This is a genomic window from Solirubrobacter soli DSM 22325, from assembly GCF_000423665.1.
GTDB classification, from domain to species: domain Bacteria; phylum Actinomycetota; class Thermoleophilia; order Solirubrobacterales; family Solirubrobacteraceae; genus Solirubrobacter; species Solirubrobacter soli.
Map to the genome: position 1 here is coordinate 115,378 of NZ_KE384074.1, position 26,013 is coordinate 141,390.

The following is a 26,013-nucleotide window of genomic DNA, read 5'->3' on the forward strand; positions in this document are numbered from 1 at the left end:
ATGGCCGACACCGCCCAACGTCCCACCTCCACCGCCGTCCGCTCGCTCGGTGAGCTCGCGCTCACCGCCGCCGACCGAAACTCGGGAGACGCGATGCGTGCGCCTGGGCGGCCGACGGTCACCTTCGCCGACTTCGGGCTCGCGATCCGCGAGATCGCGGGCGGGCTGGCCTCGCTGGGCGTGGCCGTGGGCGACAAGGTCGGGATCCTGTGCGGGACCGTCCCGGAGTGGCCGATGGCGGACTTCGGGGCGTTCTGCGCCGGGGCGACGGTCGTGCCCGTCTACCACACGAACTCGCCCGAGGAATGCGAGTACGTGCTCTCGCACGCGGGCGTGAAGGTGCTGTTCGTCGAGGACGCCGCACAGGCCGCGAAGATCGCCAAGGTCCGCGGGAACCTGGCCGAGCTCGAGCAGGTGATCGTGCTGCTCGGCGAGGCCGAGGGCGCGATGACGCTCGCCGACCTGCGCTCCCGCGGCGCCGCGGACGGCGACGCGATCGCTCGCGAGCGCACCGCTGCCGTCGCGCCCGAGGACACGGCGACGATCGTCTACACCTCCGGCACCACCGGCCCACCGAAGGGCTGCGTGCTCTCGCACGGCAACCTGCTCTACACGGCCAACGCCTACATCGACCGGCTCGACCTGCGCGAGTCGCCGCCGGTGATCTTCCAGTACCTCCCGCTCGCCCACGTGCTCGCGCGAATGGTCGCGTTCGTGGCGATCGAGGTCGGCGGCGTGCTCGCGTTCTCCAGCGGCGACACGAAGAAGCTCGCCGAGGAGATCAAGGAGTTCAACCCGACCCACATCCCGACGGTCCCGCGCCTGCTGGAGAAGATCCACACGCGCGTGGTCGGGCAGGCGGCCGCGGCCGGCGGCATGAAGGCGACGATCTTCAAGCGCGCGCTCCGGACCGGCGAGAAGGTCGCCAAGGCCAAGCGCGAGGGCGGCAAGGTCGGCCTGGTCGACCAGCTGCGCCACCAGGTCGGCGACAAGCTCGCGCTGAGCAAGGTCCGCGACGCGCTCGGCACCGGCAACCCGGTGCTGATCACCGGCGCGGCGCCGATCGGCACCGAGGTGATCGAGTTCTTCTACGCCTGCGGCGTGCCGGTCCTCGAGGGCTACGGCATGACCGAGACGTGCGCGGCGGCGACGCTGAACATCGTCTCCGAGGTCAAGGTCGGCAGCGTCGGGCGCCCGCTCCCGGGCACCGAGGTCTCGCTCGGCGAGGACGGCGAGGTCCTGATGCGCGGCCCGCTGGTCTTCAAGGGCTACCACAAGATGCCGGAGGAGACCGAGGCGCTGATGGAGGGCGGCTGGCTGCACTCCGGCGACCTCGGCGAGATCACCGACGGCTACGTCACGATCACCGGGCGCAAGAAGGACCTGATCATCACCTCCTCGGGCAAGAACGTCTCCCCCGAGATGCTCGAGAGCGCGATGCGCGAGACCCGCTGGATCTCGCAGGCGATCGCCGCCGGCGACCGCCGCTCCTACCTCGTCGCGCTGGTCACGCTCGACCCCGACGAGGCCCCGAAGCTGGCCGCCGAGCTCGGCGTTCCCGCCGACCCGGAGTCGATGGCCACCAACGACCGCGTGCGCGAGGCCGTCTGGAAGGACATCGACGCGGTCAACCAGCGCTTCGCCCGGATCGAGCAGATCAAGCGCTTCGCGATCCTCCCGCGCGACCTGTCGCAGGAGGAGGGCGAGCTGACGCCGACGCTGAAGGTCAAGCGGTCGGTGGTCTACAAGAAGTTCTCACCGCAGGTCGACGCCCTGTACGAGACCGACTAGGCGGAGACCTTGAAGCGGCTCACGAGCGCGTGCAGCTCCTGCGCGGTGCTCGAGAGCGACTGGGCGGACGCGGCGATCTCCTGAGCGGAGGCGCTCGTCTGCTGGGTGGACGCCGAGACCTGCTCGACGGAGGCCGAGGACTGCTCGGCGACGAGCGCGACCTCGTTGATGTCGGTCTCGGCCCGGCCGGACTCGGCGGCGATCTGGCCGACGGCGGTGACGATCTCGCCGACGCGGCCGGACATCTGCTCGACGACCGTGCCGATGTGCTCGAACGCCTCGCGGGTCTGCCCGACGGTCGCGACGCCGTCCTCGGTGCGCCGGGTGCCCTCGGCGACGAAGCCGACGACCTCCTGCGTCTCGTGCTGGATCTCGGCGACGAGGCGCGAGATCTCCTTGGTCGCGACCGAGGACTCCTCGGCCAGCTTGCGGACCTCCTCGGCGACGACCGCGAAGCCCTTGCCCTGCTCGCCCGCCCGGGCGGCCTCGATGGCGGCGTTCAAGGCGAGCAGGTTGGTCTGCTCCGCGAGCCCGGCGATCGTGGTGACGATGCCGCCGATCTGATCGGAGCGCTCGTGCAGCCCGCGGATCGCGGCGTCGACCTGCGCCGATGACTCGGCGACCTGACGGATCGCCTCCGTGGCATTGACCGCCGCGGCGACGCCCTCGCGGGCGACCCCGCTGGCCTCGAGCGCGGCGTCGGCGGTCTCGCCGGCCATCTCGGCGCTCGCCCCGGCGGCGCGGGCGGCCTCCTGGAAGGCCTCGCTGGTGGACTCGACCATCCGCACCTGGCGCTCGGCGCCGTGCGCGACGTCGCCGACGGCTTCGGCGATCTCGCTCACCGCGCGACCGGACTCCTCGGAGGTGGCGGCCATCTGCTCGGACGCCGCCGACACCGAGCCGGCACCGCGGGTGACCTGGGCCATCACGTCGTTGAGCTGGTCGCGCATGCCGTTGTAGCTGTCCAGGCCACCGTGGATCTTGGCCAGCATCGCGTTGAAGGTCTCCGACAGGACGCCGATCTCGTCGGTCCCGTACTTCTCGATCGGCCCGGTGGTGCGGGTCACGGGAACCGTCAGGTCACCTTCGGCGACCGCGCCGAGGCCGTTCGCGAGCACGGTCAGGTCGTGCTCGTCGAGGCTGTGGAAGCGGGAGACGAGCTGATCGACGCCGCGCTTGATGCCGCGGGCGATCAGCGTGGCGATCGCGGCGCCGGCGAGCAGCGCCAGGATCAGCGCGAGCAGCGTCACCGTGCGGGCGGAGTGGAAGTCGTCGGTGATCTGCTCGTCGAGCGCGAGCGACTCGGATTCCTCGTGGCGCGACAACTCGGCCAAGTCGGAGTCCACCGTGGCGTAGGCCTTCTCGGCCGCCGCGTACGCCGCGTCGGCCGCGCCCGTGTCGGACGCCTTGAGCACCGCGCCGTAGGCCGTCTTGTACGCGTCCCAGTGGGCCTGGACGTCGCCGGGCGCGTCGAGGGCGTTCAGCTCGGCCTCGACCTCGGCGCTCGCCTTCTCGACGGCGGCGACCGCCTCCTGGCGGCGCGTGGGGTCCGTCGCGGCGAGTAACACGCGCCCGTCGATGTCGCCGGTCAACGCGCGGGCGTTGCCGATCTGGACGAGCGGTACGACCTGGTCGTCGTACATGGTCTCGCCCAGTGCATGGACGGCGCCGAGGTTCTTGATGGCGAGCACGCCGACGCCGGCGAGGAACAGCAGCAACAGGCCGGCCAGCGCGTACAGCTTGCCCTGCACGTTCAAACGCACGTAGATCGAGCTCCCGAGGTGGATCGCATTTCTCCACCGTTTGTCGGCACGTAGCAGGTACGAGTTGATCAGCTCTCATTAAGCAAACATGAGAGTGCCCCGCATTACCGGCGCATTACCGTCGCGTTGCCGCGCCGGCCGAGGATGCGGCCCATGCAGTCGACCGGAGATCAGCGAAGCCTCAGCGGCGTGTGGCGCACCGAGCGCCGGGCGCGCTGGTTCTTCGCCGCGCACCTCCAGGGCGCGCTCGGCACCGGCGCCGGCTACGTCGCGCTCCTCCTGCTCGCCTACGAACAGCTGGGATCGGCGTGGGGCGCGACCGCGGTGCTGATCGCGGATCTCGCTCCGGCGATGCTGCTCGGTCCGCTGCTCGGCGGGCTGATCGACCGCACCAGCCGCCTCGGCTGCGCGATCGCCGCCGAGCTGATCGGCGCGCTCGCCTTCGCCGGCCTGGTCTTCGCCCACGGGGCGGTCCCGCTGATCGCGCTTGCCCTCGCCGCGGGCGTCGGGAGCGCGCTGCTGCGCCCCGCGACGTGCGCGCTGCTGCCCGCGGTCGTCGCGCCGCAATCGCTCGGCGCCGCGAACGGCCTGTTCGGCGCGGTCCGCGAGATCGGCCAGCTGATCGGCCCGGCGGTCGCCGCGGGCGTCCTGCTGATCGCCGAGCCCGAGCTCGTGCTCGCGCTCAACGCGGTGACCTTCGCCGCCTCCGCGCTGCTGATGACCCGGCTGCGCGGCCACGTGGCCGACACGCCGGTCGAGGACGACGAGGTCCCGTCGAACCTGCTCGGCGTCCTCAAGGACCGGTTCGTCCGCTCGCTGGTGCTGACCTCCGGCGCGGTGATGCTCGTCGCGGGCGCCACCAACGTGGCCGAGCTCGTGCTCGCCAACGACCAGCTCGGCGGCGGCCGCTCCGGCTTCGCCCTGCTCGTCGCCGCCTTCGGCTGCGGAATGCTCACCGGCTCGCTGCTCGGCGGCCGCGACGACGACACCCTCCGCCACCGCTACCTGCTGGCGATCGCGCTGCTCGGCACCGGCCTCCTGGCCACCGCCGCCTCCCCCGTCCTGCCGCTGGCGATGATCGCCTTCAGCGTCGCCGGGGTCGGCAACGGCCTCTTCCTGGTCACCGTCCGCGTGCTGATGCAGAAGCTGATCCCCGACGCCGCCCACGGCCGCGCGTTCGGCCTGCTCGACGCGATCGACTCCTGGGGCTTCGGAGCCGCGATCGTCGGCGGCGGCGCGCTGGCCGCGAGCCTCGGCGGCCGCGCGACCTTCGCGATCGCCGGCGCCCTCGCCCTGATCGTCCTCTTCTTCGCACATCGCACCACGGCACGGAAGGAGGTGCACCATGGGTCGCAAGTGGTAATCCCCGCGTAGATCAACCGTTCGCGCCCCGCCGGAACCTGCTCCGGCGGCCGCGAAATCTTCCGGGACCTTTAGAAAGCGGTTCCCGAGCCGAAGACGACAGGTGTGGGTCTCCGTCTTCCCAAGCCCCTCGTCATCGGATATGCAGCGGTAGCGGTCTACTGGACCGCGCTCGTGGCCGGCGTGAGCACGCCGCTGGTCACCCGCTGGGGACTGATCGCTCTCCTCGTCGCACCCGCCGCGCTGATCGTGCTGCGCGCCGTCCGCGAGCGACGCGTGGCCTGGGCCGCCCTCGGCGCCGGCCTGCTCTCCTCGTCGTTCGGTTGGGTCCTGCAGAAGCAGTCCGGAACGTCGCCCACCCTGGGCATCGCCGACGTCTTCTGGCTCGGGCTCTACCCGGGCATGCTCGTCGCCTTCGCGGCGCTGGCGCGGCCGTGGGTCCGCCGCGCCCCGGGCACGGTCGCGCTCGACGCCGCAACGATCATGCTCGCGACGGCCGCCCTGCTGAGCGCGGCCGCGCTCCCCGTGGCGCTGAAGAACACCGGGAACCTGAGCGGGTTCGAGCAGGTCATCAGCTTCGCCTACCCCGCCTTCGATTGCATCCTGCTCACCGTCGCGCTGATCGGCGCGGCCGTCGTCGGCTGGCGCGGCGGGCCGTCGTGGACGTTCCTGGCGGCGGCGATCGTCGTGCTCGTGATCGGCGACACGTTGTGGGCGATGCAGGCCGCGTCCGGGACGTGGGCGCTCGTGATGGGCTCCAACGCGATCTACCCGCTGGTGCACTGGCTCGCCCTGACCGCCGTCGCCGTCCGCCGCTCGCCGCGCATCGTCACCCCCAGCGTCGTGCGCACGCACGCCGCGGCGCTGACGGCCGGGGTCGCGGCGCTCGCGCTGCTGGTCGCGAACGAGTGGATCGAGGTGCCGGCGTTCTCGGTGATCCTCGCCGGCTTCGCCCTGTTGGGCGCGATCCACCGGTCCGCGCTCGCCCTGGCCACGAGCGTGCGCGCGTCGCTCGCCGCCGCGCGCGAGCGCGAGCTGGTCGACGACGTGCGCGAGGCGATGGCGCGCGGCGAGCTCGACCTGCACTTCCAGCCGCTCGTCGACGCCCGCACGGGCGCCGTCCGGGGCGCCGAGGCGCTGCTGCGCTGGACGCGCGACGGCGTCAACGTGCCGCCGGACCAGTTCCTCCCGGCGGTCGAGGCCAGCGAGCTGATGGGCCCCCTGACCGATCACATCCTCGACAAGGCGCTCGCCGTGGCCGCCACCTGGGACGGCCTGGACGTCTCCGTCAACCTCGCCACGGCCAACTTGTCAGAGCCCGACCTCCCGACCCGCGTGCTCGACGCGCTGCGGCGCCACGGCCTCCCGCCGTCGCGGCTGACGCTCGAGATCACCGAGACCGCCGCGATCGCCGACAGCGTGATGGCCGAGACGGTGCTCGCCGAGCTCGACCGGCTGGGCGTCGCCCTCTCGGTCGACGACTTCGGCACCGGCCACTCCTCGATGATCCGCCTCTCCCGCTTCCCGATCTGCGAGGTCAAGATCGACCGCAGCTTCGTGCGCGAGATGCACACGTCGCAGCGGCCGATCGTGGCGACGACCATCGAGATGGCCCACTCGCTGGGGTTGCGCGTCGTCGCGGAGGGAATCGAGGACCTCGAGACGCTGCTCGCCCTGCGCGAGCTCGGGTGCGACCTCGCGCAGGGCTACTACATCTCCCGACCGTTGACCGCGGCCGGGTTCGCCGCGTGGCTAGCGGCTGACGACAGCCGTGCTGGTCACCTTGGCCTTGTCGATCTTGACCGTGACCGAGAAGGTCTTGGCGCGGTCGTAGACGTGCCGGCCCCGGACTTCGAAGCCACCACCCGCGCGCCGCACCCAGCCCGCTGACGACGAGCCGTCGCCCCACTTGATCGTCACGTCGTAGTCGCTCGGACGCGCGTCGGGGTCCGGGTCGGTGAACGTCGCCACCGTGCGCTCGGCGCTCACGCCGGCGCGCAGGGTGAACGTCGCGCCGCTCGCGCTGATCGGCGGGTCCCACTTGAGATCGACCTCGCCGACCTGGCCGAGGTTGCCCTGCGTGAACCAGAGGTCGCCCTGCGCGTCGACCGTCAGCCCGTCCGGGGCGCCGCTCGGGACGCGGAACTGCTTGGTCACGACGCCGCTGTAGGTCAACCGGGTGATGTACCCGTCGGAGTGGTTCGTGAAGTACAGGTTGCCGTCCGGTGCGGCGACGAGCGCGAGCGGGCCGGCGCCGCCGCCGGGGACCGAGTACTCGTTCGTGATCGTCCCGTCGGTCGTCATGCGGGCGATCGTGTTGGTGTTGCGCTCGGCGAACCAGAGCGCGCCGTCGAGGCCGGCGACGATCGGGCCGGGAAGGCTGTCGGACGTGGGGAGCGTGAACTCCGTGATCACTCCGGCGGTCGTGATCCGGCCGACCTTGTTGCCCGAGGACTCGGTGAACCACAGCGCGCCGTCCGGGCCGGGCGTGATATCCGCGGCGAACGCGTCCGCCGTCGGGATCGGGTACTCGGTGAGCTTGCCGGAGACGTCCAGGCGACCGATCGCGTTCCCGCGCAGCTCGGTGAACCACAGCGCGCCGTCCGAGCCGACCGTGATGTCGGACGGGAACGCGCCGTCCGCGACCGGATACGTCGCGAGCTGCTGCCCGCTCGGGGCGAGCTTGACGATCCGGGAGCCGTCGCGGTCGGAGACCCACAGCGCGCCGTGGGCGGACGCGATGCCGGTGGCGCCGCCGCCGACGTCGAAGCCGCGGACGCGGTTGTTCTCGCCGATCCGCCAGACCTTGCCGAGGCTGGAGTCGGACGTGTAGATCGCGCCATCGGGACCGGCGACGATCTCGTTCGGGACCGCGTACTGGGCGCGCAGCGGGATCTCTGAGACCCGTGGGGAGGCCTGCGCGGCAGCGGCGGAGACGGCGAACGCCGCGACCATGGTCGCGGCGCCCGTTTTAGTTGCGGAGAGCATTACCCGATGATGTGCGCCGCATGAGCGGCGCACATCAGGGAAACGCCTAAGGAGCGGTGGTGCTCAGCGTGAACGTCAGCGTCTTGCCGTAGCTGCCGCTGCGCAGCGTCTCGGTGGCGGTGATGTTCTGGCGGAACGTGAGCGTCGTGTTCCGGTTGGTCTGCGGAGCCGCGAACGAGATCAGCTGCGTCGGAGCGGCCGAGCCGCCCACGTTGCCGCCGCCCAGGGCCGTGCCCTGCGTCGCCGTCGCGTAGACCTGCAGCGCGTTGGTCAGCGTCGCGGTGCCGTTGACGAGCCGGCCGGTGCCGGTCGTCGCCGCATCCGAGACCGCCACCGTCGCGTCGCCGGCCGTCGAGGTGATCTGCGCGGTGGCGGACGCCAGGTACTCGCGCGCCACGCCGGGCACGAAGGCGCCGAAGCTCGCGCCCGCTGCCGGGAGGGTCAGCGCCATCGTCGAGTCGACGCTGCCGGTGGCGATGCTGCCGGTGACGTCGACGCTGTTGACCGCGTACGCGATCTCCTTCGTGGTGATGTTGCCCGCGCTGTCGATCGCGGTGACCTTGAACGTCTTGTTGCCGAGGGAGCTCATGGTCATCGCCTCGCCGCTCGGGGAGCTGCCCACGCACGAGTCGACGCCGCCGGCGTCCGTGCAGGTGAAGGTCGGCGTCGCGGTCGAGCCGATCTTGAACTTCTGGCCGTCCGTCAGGCCGGTCAGCTCGATCGTCGCGCCCTCGGTGTCAGGCGCGTAGGACGCGGCCTGCGTCTGCGGGTTCGACGTGGCGAACGTGTTCGTGCGCTTGAGGTGCTCGTTGGCCTGCGCCGCGGAGGCGTCGGCACCGAGGTTCAGCTGCCACGTGGTGACGCCGCGCTTGATGTCGGACTCGTAGATGTAGCCGTTGTGCCAGTAGGTCGACCAGTCGCCGCCGAGGACGATGCCCGTGCCGGCCGGGGTGTCGGTCAGCGGGGCCGGGTCGGCGTAGGCGATCTCCCGCGGCGCGGCCGGGTTCGAGAAGTCGAAGATCGAGATGCCGGACTGGTAGGAGCCGACCGTCGCGTAGTAGCCGGCCTTGGTCGGGATGACGTTGAAGTTGTGCCACGTGCAGTTCTCGCGGCTGTTCTGCGGGCGCGGATGCAGCATCTCGCCCTTGACGTCGCCCGTGAGCGGATCCATGAAGTACAGGGTGCGCTCGACGATCGTGCTCGTCGCCTGGCAGCGCGCGGCCGAGCCGCCGCCCGGCTCATGGCCGTAGACGAGGTACTTGCCGTCGTAGGTGAAGGAGCCGGAGTGGCCCGTGGTGACGCCCGTCATCTGCTTGGACCACAGCAGGGTCGGGGTCTCGACGCCGCCCTCGGCATCCGCCGGGAGCGAGAGGTCGAACTTGTACATGGCGAGGCCGTTGCCGCCCGCGCACATGGCGTAGCTGGTCGACGTGCCGCCCACGTTGAGCAGGACGTTGTTGTCGTGGCAGGAGCTGCCGCTGCGACCGTGCGAGACCCGCTTGAGGAACTTCGCGTCGGTCGGGTCCGACAGCTTGATGCGGACGATGTCGATGCCGTTGCAGGTACCGCTCGAGCCGCCGTTGTAGATGTACAGGTAGCCGCGGGCCTTGTCCGGGACGGCGGTCGCGGTGTGCGAGCCGCAGCCGTTCGGGGCGCCGGCCTCGTTGCCGGTGGAGGCCATGCGGAGCTGACGCACCATCTTCGGCGCGGTCGGGTCCGTGATGTCGAAGATGTGGATGCCCTCGAAGCCCTGACCCACGGCCTGGCCGGCGCAGAGGGTCGAAGCGCCCGCGGGCGCGTCCCACGAACGGATCAGCAGGTTCTCGTAGACGATCACGTCGCCCTGACCCACGTCGCAGCCCGTGTAGTTCAGAAGCTGAACCGGGTTGGACTTGTTGGTGACGTCGATGACCCGGAAGCCCTCATAGGTGCCTGCGAAGACCAGGTTGTCCTTGAAGGCGAGGTCCGAGTTGTAGACGCCGTTGCCCGTGCCCGAGAACGGGACGTTGCGGGCCGAGTGGCCGAGCGCCGTCAGGTTCTTGATCTGGAAGCCGGCGGCGGACACGATCGGGCCGGCGGGAACGCCGGGAACCGGGTCGGCGAGCGTCTCGGCGTCCGACTGGTAGACGTACGAGTTCAGGTCATCCGCGCACTCATGCGACAGATCGCTGAAGGACGGCATGTAGCCGGCCCAGTTGCCGCCGGTGTGGAGCGACAGGCTCTTGCCCATCGTCGACTCGACCTCGGACAGACATGGGTGCGCCATCGCCGCGGACGGCGCGAACGCGCCTACGGCGAGTACGGCACCTACGCTCGCCAGACCGGCGAGTCCCCTCTTGAGATGCAAATCCCACCCCTCTCGTTCACGGTCCCCTCATGGACCTAAGATGAGAATAAGCCTCAGAGCTGCATGAGGGTGAAGGGCGAGCGTTGAGTTCTCTCCACGGTCGGATCGGCATACTCGTCGCGTGACCCGCTCTGACGGCGCCTCCACCCCTGACGACCACATCATCGTCCTCTACGGCGCGCTCGGCGATCTGTCGACGCGCAAGCTCCTCCCGGGGCTCTTCCACCTCGATCGCGCCGGGCTGATGCCGGCCAACTACCGCATCATCGGCACCTCCCGCAAGGGCGGCACGGTCGATGCGTTCCGCGACGTCGCGCGCAAGGCGGTCGGCACGGCCGCCGGCGACACGTGGGAGCACTTCGCGTCGCATCTGGACTTCAGCGCGTTCAGCGCCGAGGACCCGAAGCCCCTGATCGAGACGGTCAAGCGCGCGGAGAAGGAGCTCGGCGGGCAGCCCCGCCGGCTGCACTACCTGTCGATCCCGCCCAACGCCTTCGGCGCGACCGTCGAGACGCTCGGCACGTCGAAGCTCTCCGACCACTCGCGCGTGGTGCTGGAGAAGCCGTTCGGCGTCGACCTGGAGTCCGCCATCGAGCTCAATCGGCTCGTCCACGGCGTCTTCCCCGAGCACCGGGTCTTCCGGATCGACCATTTCCTCGGGCGCGAGGCGATCCAGAACCTGATCGCGCTGCGCTTCGCCAACGGCATGTTCGAGCCGATCTGGAACAAGGACCACATCGACCACGTCCAGATCGACGTCCCGGAGACGCTCGCGGTCGACGACCGCGCCGGCTTCTACGAGGAGACGGGCGCGTACCGCGACATGGTCGTGACCCACCTCTTCCACGTGCTCGGCTTCGTGGCGATGGAGCCGCCGACCGCCTTGGACGGCCGCTCGATCGTCGAGGAGACCGGCAAGGTGTTCCGCTCGGTCAAGACGATCAGCCCGAACTGCGTGATCCGCGGCCAGTACGCGGGCTACCGCGAAGGCAAGGGCGTCGACCCGGTCTCGCAGACCGAGACCTTCATCGCGATGCGCGCCGAGATCGACAACTGGCGCTGGTCGGGCGTCCCGTTCTTCCTGCGCACGGGCAAGTGCATGGGCGAGTCGCGGCGGCTGCTCACGATCGCCTTCCGCGAGCCCCCGCGGCGGATGTTCCGCGAGGCGGGCGCGTTCGTCGAGGACTACGGCCCCGACCACATCTCCTTCGACTTCGGCGACCCCGGCAAGATCACGACCTCGTTCCTCGCCAAGGTCCCCGGCCCGAAGATGCGCCTCGGCCAGGCGCGGATGGAGTTCACCTACGAGCAGTCCTTCGGGACCCAGGGCCTGGAGCCCTACGAGCGGCTGATGTACGACGCCATGCTCGGCGACCGCACGCTGTTCACCGACTCCGAGGGCATCGAGCGCCTGTGGGCGGCGTCCGCCGAACTGCTCGGCGACCCGCCGCCGCTGCACCGCTACGCGCGCGGCTCATACGGCCCGCAGAAGATGCACGAGCTCATCGCCCCGCGCCGCTGGTGGCTCCCCGAGACCTGAGGACTCGGCCTACAGCTCGGACAGGCGCTCGATCAGGAAGCGTTGCTCGGGGCCTGAGCCGGTGAGCTCGAGGGCGCGCTGGTAGGCCAGGCGCGCCTGGTCGTCGCGGCCGAGTCTTCGCAGCTCGGCGGCGCGCGTGGAGTGGTAGTAGCGGTAGCCGTCGAGGTCGAGGGCGTCGAGGATCGCGAGGGCGGCCTCGGGGCCCTCGATCTCGCCGACCGCGATCGCGCGGTTGAGCTCGACGACGGGCGACTCGGTGAGGCGACCGAGCGCGCCGTAGAGGAGCGCGATCTGCGCCCAATCGCGTGGTTGGCGGATGTGCAGGTCGGCGATCGCCGCCTGCAGCACATAACTCCCGCCTGGGTGCAGTGCGGTCGCCCGCTCGAGCAGCGCGCGGCCTTCGGCGATCTGCTGCCCATTCCAGAGCTTGCGATCCTGGTCGTCGAGCAGGACGAGCCGGCCGTCGCGGAAGCGGGCGTGGCGCCGCGAGTCGTTGAGGAGCATCAGCGCCACGAGCGCGAGCGCCTCGGACTCGTCGGGCATGAGGGTCGCCAGGATCCGGCCGAGCCGGATGGCCTCGGAGGCGAGATCGACGCGGCCCTCGCCCCAGCCCTGGTTGAACACGAGGTAGATCACCGCCAGCACGGCGTCGAGGCGCTCGGGCAAGGCGGGTGCGGGAGGCACGGCGAACGGGATGCCCGCCTGCCGGATCTTGCGCTTGGCGCGATTGAGCCGTTTGCTCATCGTCTCGAACGGCACGAGGAACGCGCGTGCGACCTCCTCGGTCGAGAGCCCGCCGAGCGTGCGGAGCGTCAGGGCGACCTGGGCTTCGGGTGCCAGCGCCGGGTGACAGCAGGCGAAGATGAGCTCGAGGCGCTCGTCGGGCAGTGTGGCATCGTCGTCCATCGGGGTTCCCGGGCGTTCGCGTAGCTCGCGCTGGAGTTGCTCGGTCTTGCGTGCCAGCGTCCAGTCGCGGCGGACGCGGTCGATCGCTCGGTTGCGCGCGGTTGCGATCAGCCAGGCCGTCGGGTTGTCCGGCTCGCCATCGCGCCAGCGGTCCGCGGCCAGCGCGAAGGCGTCCTGCGCGGCGTCCTCCGCCAGGTCGAGATCGCCGAGGAGGCCGACCAACGTCGCCAGCACGCGTCCCCATTGATCGCGAAAGACGTCTTCAAGCACCCCCCAGCTCCTGTTCGAACACGGGCCGGACCTCGATCGCCGCCGCGGGGGTGGCCTCCAGCAGCGCCGCGGCGACGGCGAGCGCGCCGTCGATGTCGTCGGCGTCGACCAGGATCAGGCCGCCGAGGAACTCCTTGCTGTCGACGAACGGGCCGTCGGTCAGCAGCGTCTCTTGCGCCTGGAGCCTCACGGTGGTCGCCGACTCCGTCGGATACAGGCGCATCCAACCCGTGACGTCGGCCCGGTCGAGAACGGCGGCGATGGCGGGATCCATCTCGCGCGTCGCGCGCTCCCCTTCGCTGTAGGCGAGCAATGCGTACTTCATGTGCGCTCCTTCCTCGAGTTTGCCTTTCTTAGACGAACGACGACGTGCCGCACGGACATCTCGGCCGATGTGTCCATCTGGACGCCGGCCGTTCGTCAAGGCAACGATGAGAACGAACCCGCACCTGGGCTGGGTCCTCGCCCTGACGTCGACGGCCTACTTCATGGTCGTCCTGGACTCGTCGGTGTTGATCACCGCGCTGGCGAGCATGCAACGCGACCTGGACGTCGACCTCTCGACGCTGCAGTGGACATTCAACGCCTATGGAATCGCGTTCGCCGCGGGGATCATCACCGCCGCCGCGCTCGGCGACCGCTTCGGCCGCCGGCGGCTGTTCAACTGCGGGATCGTGTTGTTCACGGTCGCTTCGGCCGCGTGCGCGCTCGCGCCGAGCGCCGGCGAGCTGATCGCCGCTCGCACCGTCCAAGGGCTCGGCGGCGCGGTGGTGCTCCCGCTCAGCCTGACGATCCTCACGACCGCCTTTCCAGCCGAGAAGCGCGGCATGATCGTCGGCATCTACGGCGGCCTTGCCGGGCTGGCGGTCGCGCTCGGGCCGGTGGTCGGAGCCGCCGTCACGGAAGCGATCGACTGGCATTGGATCTTCTGGCTCAACGTGCCGATCGGTGTCGTCGCGGCGCTGCTCGGCCTCCGTCTGCTGCCCGAGAGCTTCGGCTCCTCAGCTCGTTTGGACCTGGCCGGAGTCACGCTCATCACGGGTGGAGCGGTCGCACTCGTCTGGGCGCTCACCCGCGCCAACGACAGCGGTTGGTCGAGCGCCGAGACGATCGGCACGCTCGCCGCGGGTGCAGCGATGCTGGCGGCGTTCGTGGCCTGGGAGCACCATGCCAGTGAGCCGATGGTGCCGCTGCGGCTCTTCAAGGTCCGCGCGTTCGCCATCGGCAACCTCACGACCTTTCTCATGTCCGGCGCCATCTTCGCCGCGGCGTTCTTCGTCACGCAGGAATTCCAGTTCGCCCGCGGCTACTCCCCGCTGGGCACCGGGCTGCGGCTGCTGCCGTTCTTTGCGACGCCGATGTTCATCTCGCCGCTCGCCGGCGCGCTCTCGGACCGCATCGGCCGCCGCCCGATCATGGTCGCCGGGCTCACATTGCAGGCGATCGGGTTCATCTGGGTCGCCGCCCGCGGCTCGCTCAGCACCGGCTGGATCGAGCTCACCGGCGCGCTCCTCGTCGCCGGCATCGGTATCTCGATGGCGCTGCCGACGGTTCCGACCGCGGTCCTGAGCGCCGTGTCGCACGACGAGATGGGCAAGGCGTCGGGCGTCAACTACATGGCGCAGCGCTTCGGCGCGGTCTTCGCGATCGCGATCGGCAGCGCCGTCTTCTCGGCCTACGGCCACCTCGGCACCCCCGCGAGCGTCACCGCCGGCTTCAGGCCCGCCCTGTGGGCGTGCGCCGCCTTCGCGGTGCTGGCGGCGCTCAGCGCCGTCGGCATCACCACGCACGAACGGCCGACCATCGCCGTTCCTAAACGCCAGCTAAGGGGTCAGACCCCTTAGCTGGGCTTTAGGTTCAGATCAGCCGAAGAGCACGGAGCCGTCGGCCTCGAGCGTGATGCCCTGCAGGCGCTCGGCGGCCGGCAGGGTCGCGACGGAGACCTGCTTGCGGATGACCGGGTCCTCGATGTCGAGGATGTCCTCGAGGCGGCCGCACATGATGCACTCGGGGAACGGGTTGTAGGCGACGTACTGGCGCAGGCGCTCCGGCGGGATGATCAGGCAGAGGCGCTTGAACGTGCGGCCGGAGGAGCCGGAGTAGGTCAGGGCGCCGGCGCGGTACTCGAGGGCGCGGACGCGGACGACGTACTGGTGGCCGTTGATGAGGCCGCCGATCGTCGTCGAGAGCGCGGACGTGTACTTGTAGCCGGCGGCGCCGGTCGTCAGGTCCCCGTAGTCGACGCGGTAGGAGACGATCTGGCCGCCCGGGGACGGGATCGACGCCGACCAGGACGGGGTCACCGAGGACGCGCAGGTGTACGCCGGGAGCGGGTTCATCACCGGAGTGGTGGCGGCCTGGGCGGAGGCCGCGAGGGTGAGGGTGGCGGCGACCGCGCCGAGCGCGATGCCGATGCGACGGAGCATGGGGAGGTGTCCTTCCATGGAGGGTGTGGGTGCGAGGCGGAACCCTGCCGTCGCGCCGGCGTCGCGTCAGTGCCGAATCCGTCTCCGGCTGGTATCAACGGCGGCCGATCGCGCTCTGTGGGTCATGCGCACCCTCGCCAGCCGCATCGCCCGCCGGGAGAACGCCGGGTTCGTCGGTCGTACACGCGAGCTGCTGCTCGCCGAGACCCTGTTCGAGGACGACCCGCCGGCCAGCATGCTGCTCGTCCACGGGCCGTCCGGGATCGGCAAGAGCGTGCTGGTGCGCGAGATCGCACGGCGCGCCGGGGACCGGGCGCTCCACGTGGTCGACGACCACGAAGCCGCGCGCGACGCGGCGTTGCAGGCCGAGCTCGCACGGCTGCCCGCGCACACGGTCGTCATCGTCACGAGCCGCGAGCCGTTCGGCGCCGCCTGGTTCTGGGGCGGCTGGGAGACCGTCGTGCTCGAGCTCGAGCTCCACCCGCTCTCGGCCGACGAGGCCTACCGACTGCTCACCCACCTCGGCGTGGGCGACGACCCGCGGGCCGGAGCGATCGTCGAGTGGGCGCGCGGCCTGCCGCTCGCGCTGCGGCTCGCCTCCGGCGCCGCCCGGGCCGACGCGGCATGGGTCCCGGGGCGGCCCGCGCCCGCGCTGCGCCACCTCGGCCCGTCGCCGGTCGACCCCGAAGCGGTCCGCGACGCGCTGCGCAGCCTCCATCTCCCCCACGTCGTCTCGCCCGAGCTGCGCGCCCGGTTGCAGGACGCCGCCGAGCGCGCGTTCGGCGAGACGCCGGACGAGCAGTTGCTGCGCAACGTGCTCGTGCGCGGCTACTTCGAGCCCGCGACCAGCCACGAGCACGCGGCGCGCGAGTTGCATCTCTCGCGCGCCGCGTACTTCCGCCGCCTGCGCTCCGCGTCGGAGCGCGTGGCGGCGTGGCTGGCTATGGAGTCGTCGTCGACAGCGTGAACGTCAGCGTCTTCGAGTACGTGCCCGTGCGGAGCGCGTCGCTCGAGCCGATCGCCTGCTTGAACGTGATCGGGACGACCTCGTTCGACGTCGGGGCGGCCCAGGTCTTGATGACGCCGAGACCCTGCAGCGGCTGCGGCAGGGCGAAGGTGCCGTTGACCAGGCGGCCGGTGGCGGTGCTGCTCGGGTCGGCGACGGACAGCGTCGCGTCACCCGCGGTGGAGATCACGTTGGCGGTCGTGCCGGCCGTGTACTCCTTGGCCACGCCGGGCGTGAACGGCCCGAAGTTGACCGGGGCGCCCAGCGTCAGCGCCAGCGTCGCGGGCACGTTGCCGCCGACCGGGCTCTCGCCGAGGACGGGGCCGAACGCGCAGCCGCTGTAGCCGCCGACCACGGTGTTCTTCGCGCCGAAGTCCTTGACGTCGGCGCTGTTGTTCAGGCACTCGAGCTGACCCTTGACGGTGCTGCCCGAGAGGATCGCGCCGTACGCGCCCGCGAGCCGGGAGTAGCGCTCGTTGGCCGTGACCTGCGTGTTGCCCGTCAGCGCGAGGCCCGCGTTGAACGTGCTGCCGGCGATCGTGACGTCGGCGATGCCGTTGCGCAGCTGCGCCGCCCCGACGACCGTCGTCCCGAACAGCTGGACGGCCTGCGCGCCCGTGGCGGTCAGGGTGCCGTTGATGCGGGTGCCCTTGGCCGACAGCGAGGCGCCTGCGGCGACGGTCACGTTGCCGCTGACGGTGGCGTCCTTGAGGCAGGTGACGCCCGTGGTGACGTTGACGTTGGTCTGCGCGCCGGTCAGGTTCGTCGTGCAGGTCAGGTCAGCGCCCGGGAGCACCGTCGCCCGGTAGGAGCCCGGGACGCCGTAGTTGCCGGCCGGGTCGATCGCCCGGTGCTCGACGAAGTGCGTGCCGAAGCCCGGGATGAAGCGGCCGCTCGGATGGTCGTCCGGCAGCGTCTGCTCGAACGTGGCGCGCGACAGGCCGCCGGTGCCGAGGTTGCCGTACGTCAGCGCCTTCACGTTCGTGCCGGAGTGGCGGAACTGGAACGGCGACGCCGGCATCGGCTGCTCCGGGAAGCCGAAGTAGTTGAACCAGCCGTCCTTGTCCAGGCGCAGCTGGCCGACGACGGCGGGCGTGCCCTCGTACCCGGTCGTGTCGTCCTTCGGGTCCAGCCACATGTCCCAGCCGTTGAAGTAGACCGGGTGCTCGAGGTCGTCGGCGACCGTGGTGAGCGGCGCCGAGAGCGTCCGCTGCGCGCTCGGGGTGACCTTGTCGATCTTCCACTCGACCGAGTCCGACAGCGCGCCGTCGGTGACGGTGGCCTTCAGGGTGTGCGTGCCGGCGGGCAGGGTGAGCTTGCCCAGGTCCAGGCTGCGACTGTTGGCCGTGTTCGGGACCGTCGCGCCGTTGAGCGTCCAGGTGACCGGGAGGACGCGGTCGGCCGGATGGTTGGTCTCGACGTAGACGACCTCGTTGGCGGCCACCGGGTGGGTGGTCTGCGTGGAGGCGGTGATGTCGGCCTCAGGCGCCGCCGGGGTGGCGGCGGTGTCACCCACGGTCCAGGTGCGCGTCTGCACGAAGCGCGAGCCGTTGAAGCCGGAGTCGGCCGCGGCGTTGTTGGCCGACGGGTTGCGCACCCAGTCGGTGCCGGTCGGTCCGACGGGATCGCGGACCTCGGCGTAGACGACCGTGCCCGCCGCCAGGTTCAGCGGCTCGAGGTCGAGGTTGCGGTTCGTGCCCTGGGCGATGATCGCGCCGGTCGGGCCGCCGTTGCGCCAGGTCACGTTGACGTCATGGAAGCGCGGATGGCCCGGCTCGACCCAGAGGACCGCGTCCTTGGCCACGGTGCCGGTGGTCGGCGTGTTCTGCACGTTCATCTGGCCCGAGTTGCGCATGCCGGTGACGCGGGCGACCATGTGCTCGAGACCGATCTGGTCGAGGTCGAAGCCGATCCAGCGCATCATCGAGTGCTCGGACGGGCGCTTCTGGCCGCACGGGTACATGCCGCCGCCCTCCTTGGTGCCGATCGTGCCGCCGGAGAGGCTCTCCTCGCCGAGCCAGCGCCACCACTTCGTCTGGGCCGTGAGCATCTGCGCTGCGCTGAGGATCGTGTGGTGGAAGCTCGACGGCTCGCCGCCGGTGTAGCAGGGGCGGATCACGTCGCGCGAGGAGTACGGGTACTCGTCCACGAGCGTGCCGAGCGAGTGGCCGATCTCGTGCAGTGAGATCAGCGGGCCCTGCGGCGAGCCACCCGACGTGGTCGCCTGCGTGCCGCCGATGCCGCCGTAGGTGAAGGTGTTGAAGATCGCGAGGGTCTGCAGGTTCTGCGACGTGCGCGGGATGCCGAGGACCGGGGCGACATAGGTGTCGAGGATCCGGTTGTGGGCCTGGTTGCCCGTCTCGCACGGGTTAACGCCCGCGGGGTAATAGGGCGCGGCCGCCTGGCAGTTGACCGGGGCGTTGCCGTAGACGGTGCCGCGCGAGAGCGGGTCGGTGCAGCCGGCCTGGAAGATCATCCGCAGCGCGGTGTTCTTGGTGTCGATCGGGCCTTCGCGCTCGCCCGTGTCGCGGATCGTCCCGTCCGGGTGGCGCTTGCGTCCATCCGGGTCGCAGCGGACGCCGTAGTCGATCGAGGCGATCTCGACCGCGTAGATGTTGATGTAGTTGCGGTAGGTCCGGAACGGCTCCGTCGCCCACATCACCGACAGGTTCCGGTCGAGGTCCTTGCGGAAGATGCTCTGCTGGTCCGCCTGGTACCCGTCGCCCATGATGATGAAGTTCAACCGCTGCGCCGGTGGGCCGGTGACCTGGATCGGCACCACCTTGGGCTCCGGCAACGGCGTCTGCGCGTGCGCCGGCGCGGCTGCCACCGCTACGCCGACGAGCGCCGCGGCGACCGCCGCGGCCCTCAAGGTCCTTCTCATCGAACACCCTCCTGGTAGTAACCCAGACCCCACTGGGTCCTCACGCTAACTGGAGGGCCGGAGCCGACGCATCGGACAAGTGCCGGAATCCGATGCGTCGGCCGTCGTGCAACCGCTGAGACTGTCCCTTCGGTCAGGGAGTCGTTGTCGAAAGGGTGAAGGTCAGCGTCTTGGAGTAGCTCCCCGTCCGGAGGGCGTCATTGGCGTCGATGTGCTGTTTGAACGTGATCAGCGAGGTCGCGTTGGAGACCGGCTGGGTCCACGCGGCGGGCGAGATGTCCACCTGCAGCGCCTCCGGGAGCGAGAACGCGCCGTTGCTGAGGTGGCCGGGTTCGGACACGGACAGCGCGGCGTCGCCGGCGGTCGAGATCACGTTCGCGGTCGTCGTCGCCGTGTAGTCCTTGGCGACGCCGGGCGTGAACGCGCCGAAGCTCGCCGGAGCGCCCAGGGTCAGGGAGAGCGTCGCGGGGACGTTTCCGCCGACTCCCCCGGTCTGCGCGTCGCCGATGCTGAAATGGGACGTGCCTGAGCCGACGGTGAACGTCGTCAGGCCGTTCTCGGTGCCGACGAGCTGCGCGGAGCCCACGCCGACGTACTTCAGCCCGTCCGGGTTGGGGATCGCGACCGTCGCGGTCTGGTTGGCCGGCACGTCGACGTCGAGCACGTACGTCCCGCCGACCTTCTTCCAGGACACGGCGACGGTGCCGCGCTGGGTCCAGGCGCGGCCGGAGACGCGGTGCAGGTCCGCCTGCTGGATGGCGGGAGGCTGGATCCGGACGCTGGAGGCGCCGACGCCGGTGACCTTGACCCCGAGCAGCGACTCGACCATGTCGACGATGCCCCACGAGCCCCAGCCGTGCGAGAGCGAGTTGGATCCGGTCGGGTTCCACTCCTCCCACATGTACGTGCCCTGCTCGGCGAGGATCTTCGCCGGACCGTCGGCGGTCTCGTCGGTCAGCAGCTTGACGACCTGGTCGTACCGGCCGCCGTCGGCGAGCGCCTTCAGCAGCACGTGCCAGGTCATCGGACCCTGGTTCATGCCCTGCTCGGTGACTTTGTCGAGCAGCTTCGCGCGGTTGGCGGCGGGCGCGATGCCGTAGTAGAGCGGGTAGGTCTGCGCGTGCTGCGCGGTGTTGTCGATCTGCGGGTTGCCGGAGTCGCCGGAGAGCCCATCGGTGTAGAGGCCGTCGGGGCGGATCAGCTTCGCGTTCATGTTCGTCGCGATCAAGGCGGCCCAACCGCGGTAGATCGCCGCGTCGTCCGGGTGCCCGAGCGTCGTCGCGGCCTCGGCGACCGCCCGCAGCGCGCCGACCGCCTCCGCGTTGTGGATCGTGCGTGCGGCGTTGTTCGTGAACGTGTAGCCGTACCGCATGCCCGCCGGCCAGTCGATGATCCCGTACTGGTAGGAGCTCGTCCCGCCGAACAGGTTGTAGATCAGGCCCGAGGCATTGCCGGTGGTCTGCGTGTTGGTCTGCAGGTACCCCGCGATCGCCTTCAGCTGCGGGTAGCTGCGCTCGAGCGTCGCCCGGTCGCCGCTCTGCTGGTAGTAGCGCCACACCCACTCCGGGACGAACTCGGTGTAGTCCGGGATGTCGCGCATGTTGTCGCCGTTGGGATAGACGGAGTTCACGCGGCCCGGCGTACCCAGGCTCGGGAAGGAGCACGGCACCTGCGCGGCGGTGCAGTAGCCGCTCGCGGCGGCCTTCCACGAATGCGTTCCGGAGTCGACGATCTCGCGGATCGCCCGGGCGGTGGCGGCGCGGTCGCCGGCCGACGCCATCGTCGCGTAGGAGATGTCGACCGTGTCGCCGGTGAACTGGCCCTTCTCGCGCGTGGGCGTGTCGAGGAAGGTCTCCTGCGAGGAGTCGATCGCCGAGTGCTGCATCAGGTCGAAGACGGCGTTCAGCGTCGGGTTGTCGGAGTCGAACGTCGCCTGACGCGCCTCGGGGGCGCTCTGGTGCTGGACCACGGCGGCGATGTCGTCGACGCTCAGATCCTCGCCCGCGCCGGGCGGGAGGATCTGCAGGTAGCGCCAGCCCCAATACAGGTGCGGCCGCGCGGTCTGGGCGCCGGCCTTCTCGGTGTACCACCAGCCGAGCGTGGAGCCCTGGTTGTCGGCCGCGGCCGTGCCCGCGCGCGAGCCCTCGACGAAGCGGCCGGAGGCGTGACCGCGGCCGAGCGGGGCGTCGAGCGTGATCGTCGTCCCCGACACGGCGGTGATCTTGCGCGCCTCGGGATCGCCCTTGCCGAAGAGGTTCGCGGCCTGGTCGACGGTGATCGTGTCGCCGACGACGAAGTTCGACGCGCTCGCGACGCTGATCGTGGTCGCGCCGGCCGCGGCCGCCGCGCTCAATGTCGTGTTGTTGAGCCGGTAGCTCGTCTGCATCACGAGCTGGCGCCCCGCGACCCCGTTGCGCAGGGTGAGTTGCGGGACGCTCGAGGAGACCTTGCCGAAGTCGGCGACGACGCTGCCGTCGGCGAGCTTGGTGAGGGTCTTGGGGTGGATCGTCTCGTAGGTCAGGTGGCTGATCGCCGGCACCAGATGGCTGTACGTCTCGCGCAGCGCGTTCAGCGGGCGTGGGTGCGGGCCGATCGCGTAGGCGGGCTGCCAGGCGCTGTCATCGAAGCCGGTCGCGTCCCACCCGGGTTGCTCGTTGCGCGCGTCGTAGCGCTCGGCGTTGTCGCCGGCGTCGCTGTTGCGGCGCGTGATCGTCGCGTTGGTGAACTCGGCGGCCTTGGAGACCTTCCAGGTGCCGTCGGTGACGAAGGTCTCGCGGGTGCCGTCGGCGTGGTCGACGACCGCCTTCATGATCAGCGCGCTCGGGCCGGCGTAGTCGAGCACGGCGGCGCCGGACGCGTGCGCGGTCTGGAGCGCGGGCGTGACCGTGATGCCGGTGCCGGTCGCGCCGGCGGTGCCGATCGCCGTGACCGTGGTCGTCTCACCGCCGACCGAGATCTGGTCGCCGAGGTCGAAGACGTTGATCGCCGCGACCTTGATGTTGGTCGCGCCAGCGGCCTGGGCGGGAGAGAGCGTGGTGTTCGACGTCGGGCCGTTGGCGCGGCCCTGGCAAGTGCACGTCCAGTAGTGGTAGAGCGCGCCGAGGGTGAGCGGTTGACCCGCCGTCACCGCATCGGTCGCGTCGAACGCGTAGTACTGCGCCTCGCTCGGATAGTCGTAGTTGTCGCCGCGGGCGAGCAGCTTGCCGTTGACGTGGATGTCGTACTGGCCGAGCGATGAGGCGTAGATGCGGGCGCGCGTGACCGGGCTGCTCGCGAGCGCCGGGAACTGCTTGCGCGCGTACGTCCAGTCGTCGGTGGAGTCGTTGCCGGTCGTGACGCGGCGGATCCAGTTCGCGCCCGACCAGCCCTGGTCCGTCAGGCCGGTCTCGAAGTGGCCGTTCGCCGCGGGTGAGGCGGTGTCGGTCTTGTCCCACGTCTTGACCGTCCAGTCATAGGCCTCGCCGGTGGCGAGCGCCGGGCCGGCGTACGGGACGTAGGACTCCTCGGAGGAGGCGACCTTGCCGCTGTCCCACACCTGCGCGCCGGCTCTGCTCACCGTGAGCTCGTACGCGGTCTGGTCGGCGGCCGGCATCCAGCCGAACTGCGGCGCGCCCTCGACGTTCAGTGGGCGTTCCTGATCGCCGACGGTCAACTGCGTGGGTGGACCGGCCGCCTGCGCGGTCGATACGAGGCCGAGGCACAGCATGGCGGCTGCACCCGCGAACCGAAGTTTCATGGACTCCCCTCCGAATGTGATCGATTCCGATCGTTTACGGAGGTGTACTCCCTCAATCAATCAGATGTCAAGCAGAGATGAGCGCACTGTCATCATCCGCGCTTGTGATTGCCGTCGATCAGCGTCCTGGGCCGAGCGCGAACGTCGTGCTCGTCACCGGCGAGCGCCCGGTGCTGATCGACGCGGGGAGCGCGAGCGCGGCGTCCGAGGCGCGCGTTGGCGCGTTTCTGGCCGAGCACGGCTTGTCGGCGGTGGACCTGACGTGGGTCGCGCTGACGCACTTCCACGTCGACCACGCCGGCGGCGTCGCCGCGCTCGGCGCGCCGGTCGCCGCCCACGAGGCCGAGGCCGCGATGGTCAACGCGGGCGACCCGCGGGCGGGCGACCCATGGCTGGGCTTCCCGGTCACGCCGTACCGCGTCGCGCGGGCGCTGCGCGACGGTGATGTCCTCGAAGGGCTCGAGGTCGTCCACACACCCGGGCAGACGCCGGGGCACGTGGCGTACTGGCATCGCGAGGAGCGGGTGGCGATCACCGGCGACCTGCTGCAGCGAGGCGACGTCGCGTGGGTGCCGTTCGCCGGGCCATGGGCTCCGGGGGCGCTGGACCGCACGATCGCGTCGATCGAGCGCATCGCCGCGCTGGACCCGGTCATGACGATCCCTGGCCACGGGCCGCCGGTCACCGACGTTCCGGCCGCGGTGGACGACAACCTCGAACGCTACGCGCGGTTCCGGGAGGATCCGTCGCGCGCGGTGTGGCACGCGACCCGGCGTGCGCTCGTGTCGCACCTCATGATCCGTCCCCGCGACGCGGTGTCACTGGTCGCCCTGCCGTGGGTGCGACCGGCGGCATCGGCGGTGTCACTGACACCGACCGCCTTGATCGAACGGACGCTGGCCGGCCTGGCCGAACGCGGCGTGGTGGTACGCGACGGCGATGCCTTCGACGTGACGGTGCCCTACGAGGCACGCGACGGGATCTCGTCCAGCTCGTAGTACACGGGCAGTCCACGTTCTTGCGCGATTGCGACGTCCTGGTCGGCGCCGGTCGACTCGCCGGGGAGTCGCAGGACCGCGTCGCAATGCTCGAGCAGGCGCTCCGCCGTGGGGTACATGACCCGCGGCGCGAGCGGTCCGAGCGGGCTCGGCTCCCCCGCGCTGCGCAGCACCGGCAGCGCGACCCACTCGCCGATCATCGGAACGTGGCCGGCCTCGAAGATCGGCCACGCCGCCTCCTCCAGCCGGGCGAGGTTCGCGGCCATCTTCTCAGGGTCGTCACCCGTGCCGGAGCGGTACGGGCCGGCGATCAGGATCATCATGCGCTGTAGAATACGCACAACTGTGGATAAATGTGGAGAAACGTGAATGCTGCCTGCGCACCGCAAGGACTTCATCCTCGAGCGGCTGCGGCTCGACGGCCAGGTGATGGCCAAGGACGTCGCGGTGGCGCTCGGCGTGACCGAGGACAGCGTGCGCCGCGACCTGCGCGAGCTCGCCGCCGACGGGTTGTGCCAGCGCGTGTACGGCGGCGCGCTGCCGGTCTCCCCCGCGATCGCGGACTACGCCGCGCGGCAGACCGTGGCCGTGGACAACAAGGCGCGGGTGGCACGGCGGGCGATCTCGTTGATCGAGCCGGGCGCGACCGTGATTCTCGACGGCGGCACGACCACGCTCGCGATCGCGCGGTCCTTGCCCGCGGATCTGCGCGCCACGGTCGTCACCCACAGCCCGACGGTCGCCGCCGCGCTCGTCGAGCATCCGACCGTGGAGGTGTTCGTGCTCGGCGGGATGCTCTTCAAGCACTCGGCGGTGACCTGTGGCGCCGCCGCGGTGGAAGCCGCCGCCGGGGTGAACGCCGACCTCTTCTTCCTGGGCGTGACCGGTGTGCACCCGGACGCCGGGCTGACGACGGGCGACGCCGACGAGGCGGCGATGAAGCGCGCCCTGTCGCGCCGCGCCGCCGACACCTACGTGCTCGGCAGCGCCGAGAAGATCGGCGCCGCGTCGCCGTTCTCGGTGATCGGGCTCGACCAGGTCGCGGGCATCATCACCGACGCGCCGGCCGACGCGGTCGCCGGCCTCGTCGAGGCCGGCGTTCCGATCGTGGCCGCTTAGCTCCCGACGACCTTGAGCTTGACGCCGGTCGCGCGCAGCGGCTCGAGCGCCGCGGCGGGCGCGCCGTGCGCGAGCACGCTGGAGACCTCGGTGACGCGGGCGATCGCGTTCTGGCCGCGCGCTCCGAGCTTGGAGTCGTCGAGCAGCAGCACGGCCTCCTCGGACTGCGCGATCATCGCGCGCTTGACCTCGGCCTCGAGCTCGTCGGCGTCGGTCAGCACGCCGTCGCGCGTGACGCCCTTGACCGACAGGAACATGCGGTCGGCGAAGTGGCCGAGCACGGTGTGGATCGCGTACGGGCCGACGTAGGAGCGCGTCAGCGGCCGCAGCGTGCCGCCGATCCCGACCAGGTTGACATTCGGCGTCTCGCGCGAGGCGATCGCCTCCATCACCGGCAGGCTGTTCGTGATCACCGTCACGCCCAGCCCGAGCTCGACGATCTTGCGGGCGACGAAGTACGCGGTGCTGCTGGAGTCCAGGAAGATCGTCTCGCGGGGCGAGAGCATCGCGACGGCCGCCTCGGCGAGGCTCGCCTTCGCCTCGGTGGCGACCTCGACGCGCTGCGCGAACGAGTCCTCCTGCGCGGAGATCGACGGGAGCACGGCGCCGCCGTGGGTGCGCCGGGCGATGCCCTGACGCTCGAGTTCCGCGAGATCGCGACGAGCGGTCATCGGTGAGACGCCGAACCGCGACTCGACCTCGGTCACGGTGATGGCCCCGGAATCGCGCAGCAGGTCTGCGATCGCCGACCGGCGGGCCATGGCCAGCATCGGACGGTCTGAACGGCTACGGTTGATCTCGGGCTCCTTTGTGATCGTTTCGCTGGCCAGACCGTAGCTGAAACGGTCGATGGACCGGAAACGCCCCGCCCAGACGA

At 70.7% G+C, this 26,013-nt stretch carries 17 protein-coding genes and 1 pseudogene; 8 read left to right on the top strand and 10 right to left on the bottom strand.

What is annotated here, in order from left to right; all coding sequences use genetic code 11:
- The gene (locus G569_RS0143120; protein ID WP_037503429.1) at positions 1–1,791 is read left to right on the top strand and encodes an AMP-dependent synthetase/ligase; all 1,791 of its coding nucleotides are present in this window, start codon (positions 1–3) and stop codon (positions 1,789–1,791) included.
- Here G569_RS0143120 and G569_RS0143125 read toward each other — a convergent pair.
- Positions 1,788–3,542, bottom strand: a complete 1,755-nt coding sequence (locus G569_RS0143125) for a methyl-accepting chemotaxis protein (protein WP_157592708.1) — start codon at positions 3,540–3,542, stop codon at positions 1,788–1,790. The genes G569_RS0143120 and G569_RS0143125 overlap by 4 nt on opposite strands.
- Before the next feature lie 165 nt (positions 3,543–3,707).
- On the opposite strand from G569_RS0143125, the gene G569_RS0143130 reads away from it, so the two are divergent.
- Together G569_RS0143130 and G569_RS66710 are read left to right on the top strand one after the other, a co-directional pair.
- Positions 3,708–4,928, top strand: coding sequence for an MFS transporter (locus G569_RS0143130; protein ID WP_037503455.1), 1,221 nt, complete (start codon positions 3,708–3,710; stop codon positions 4,926–4,928).
- 738 nt (positions 4,929–5,666) lie between these two features.
- Positions 5,667–6,629 (top strand): annotated as a pseudogene (locus G569_RS66710) (EAL domain-containing protein); the annotation flags it as partial.
- A gap of 39 nt (positions 6,630–6,668) precedes the next feature.
- Here G569_RS66710 and G569_RS66715 read toward each other — a convergent pair.
- Together G569_RS66715 and G569_RS0143150 are read right to left on the bottom strand one after the other, a co-directional pair.
- Complete coding sequence (locus G569_RS66715) at positions 6,669–7,904, bottom strand: Vgb family protein (RefSeq protein ID WP_442800908.1); 1,236 nt, start codon at positions 7,902–7,904, stop codon at positions 6,669–6,671.
- 46 nt (positions 7,905–7,950) lie between these two features.
- Entirely contained in the window at positions 7,951–10,170 is a 2,220-nt protein-coding gene (locus G569_RS0143150) for an LVIVD repeat-containing protein (RefSeq protein WP_028068011.1), read from the bottom strand.
- 202 nt (positions 10,171–10,372) lie between these two features.
- On the opposite strand from G569_RS0143150, the gene zwf reads away from it, so the two are divergent.
- Entirely contained in the window at positions 10,373–11,791 is a 1,419-nt protein-coding gene (gene zwf / locus G569_RS0143155; protein ID WP_028068012.1) for a glucose-6-phosphate dehydrogenase, read from the top strand.
- A gap of 9 nt (positions 11,792–11,800) precedes the next feature.
- On the opposite strand, the gene G569_RS0143160 is transcribed toward zwf, so the two are convergent.
- A complete protein-coding gene (locus tag G569_RS0143160; RefSeq protein ID WP_245602795.1) occupies positions 11,801–12,931 on the bottom strand; it encodes an RNA polymerase sigma factor in 1,131 nt (376 codons plus the stop codon).
- Between the two features lie 28 nt (positions 12,932–12,959).
- Positions 12,960–13,292 carry a YciI family protein gene (locus G569_RS0143165; protein ID WP_028068014.1) on the bottom strand — a complete coding sequence of 111 codons (333 nt, stop codon included), beginning with the start codon at positions 13,290–13,292 and terminating at the stop codon, positions 12,960–12,962.
- Positions 13,293–13,398: 106 nt separating this feature from the next.
- On the opposite strand from G569_RS0143165, the gene G569_RS56555 reads away from it, so the two are divergent.
- On the top strand, positions 13,399–14,811 hold the full coding sequence (locus G569_RS56555; RefSeq protein ID WP_064750593.1) for an MFS transporter: 1,413 nt from the start codon (positions 13,399–13,401) through the stop codon (positions 14,809–14,811).
- An 18-nt stretch (positions 14,812–14,829) separates the two neighbouring features.
- Here the strand turns inward: G569_RS56555 and G569_RS0143175 are convergent, their stop codons facing one another.
- Positions 14,830–15,393, bottom strand: a complete 564-nt coding sequence (locus tag G569_RS0143175) for a fibronectin type III domain-containing protein (protein ID WP_028068015.1) — start codon at positions 15,391–15,393, stop codon at positions 14,830–14,832.
- A 124-nt stretch (positions 15,394–15,517) separates the two neighbouring features.
- Between G569_RS0143175 and G569_RS56560 the strand changes: the two genes are divergently transcribed.
- A complete protein-coding gene (locus tag G569_RS56560) occupies positions 15,518–16,360 on the top strand; it encodes an ATP-binding protein (protein WP_037503465.1) in 843 nt (280 codons plus the stop codon).
- Here G569_RS56560 and G569_RS56565 read toward each other — a convergent pair.
- The gene (locus tag G569_RS56565) at positions 16,335–19,283 is read right to left on the bottom strand and encodes a M64 family metallopeptidase (RefSeq protein WP_084286352.1); all 2,949 of its coding nucleotides are present in this window, start codon (positions 19,281–19,283) and stop codon (positions 16,335–16,337) included. The genes G569_RS56560 and G569_RS56565 overlap by 26 nt on opposite strands.
- Positions 19,284–19,416: 133 nt before the next feature.
- A complete protein-coding gene (locus G569_RS60320) occupies positions 19,417–23,019 on the bottom strand; it encodes an alpha-L-rhamnosidase-related protein (protein WP_028068017.1) in 3,603 nt (1,200 codons plus the stop codon).
- A gap of 104 nt (positions 23,020–23,123) precedes the next feature.
- Here G569_RS60320 and G569_RS56575 point away from each other — a divergent pair, with 104 nt between their 5' ends.
- Positions 23,124–24,017, top strand: a complete 894-nt coding sequence (locus G569_RS56575; protein ID WP_169542383.1) for an MBL fold metallo-hydrolase — start codon at positions 23,124–23,126, stop codon at positions 24,015–24,017.
- Here G569_RS56575 and G569_RS0143205 read toward each other — a convergent pair.
- A complete protein-coding gene (locus G569_RS0143205; RefSeq protein ID WP_028068018.1) occupies positions 23,981–24,340 on the bottom strand; it encodes a hypothetical protein in 360 nt (119 codons plus the stop codon). The two genes, G569_RS56575 and G569_RS0143205, sit on opposite strands and share 37 nt — an antisense overlap.
- A 46-nt stretch (positions 24,341–24,386) precedes the next feature.
- Here G569_RS0143205 and G569_RS0143210 point away from each other — a divergent pair, with 46 nt between their 5' ends.
- Positions 24,387–25,136 (top strand): DeoR/GlpR family DNA-binding transcription regulator, encoded by a 750-nt coding sequence (locus G569_RS0143210; RefSeq protein WP_028068019.1) that lies wholly within the window; start codon positions 24,387–24,389, stop codon positions 25,134–25,136.
- On the opposite strand, the gene G569_RS0143215 is transcribed toward G569_RS0143210, so the two are convergent.
- Positions 25,133–25,897, bottom strand: coding sequence for a DeoR/GlpR family DNA-binding transcription regulator (locus G569_RS0143215; RefSeq protein WP_245602797.1), 765 nt, complete (start codon positions 25,895–25,897; stop codon positions 25,133–25,135). The genes G569_RS0143210 and G569_RS0143215 overlap by 4 nt on opposite strands.
- Between the last annotated feature and the right edge of the window lie 116 nt (positions 25,898–26,013).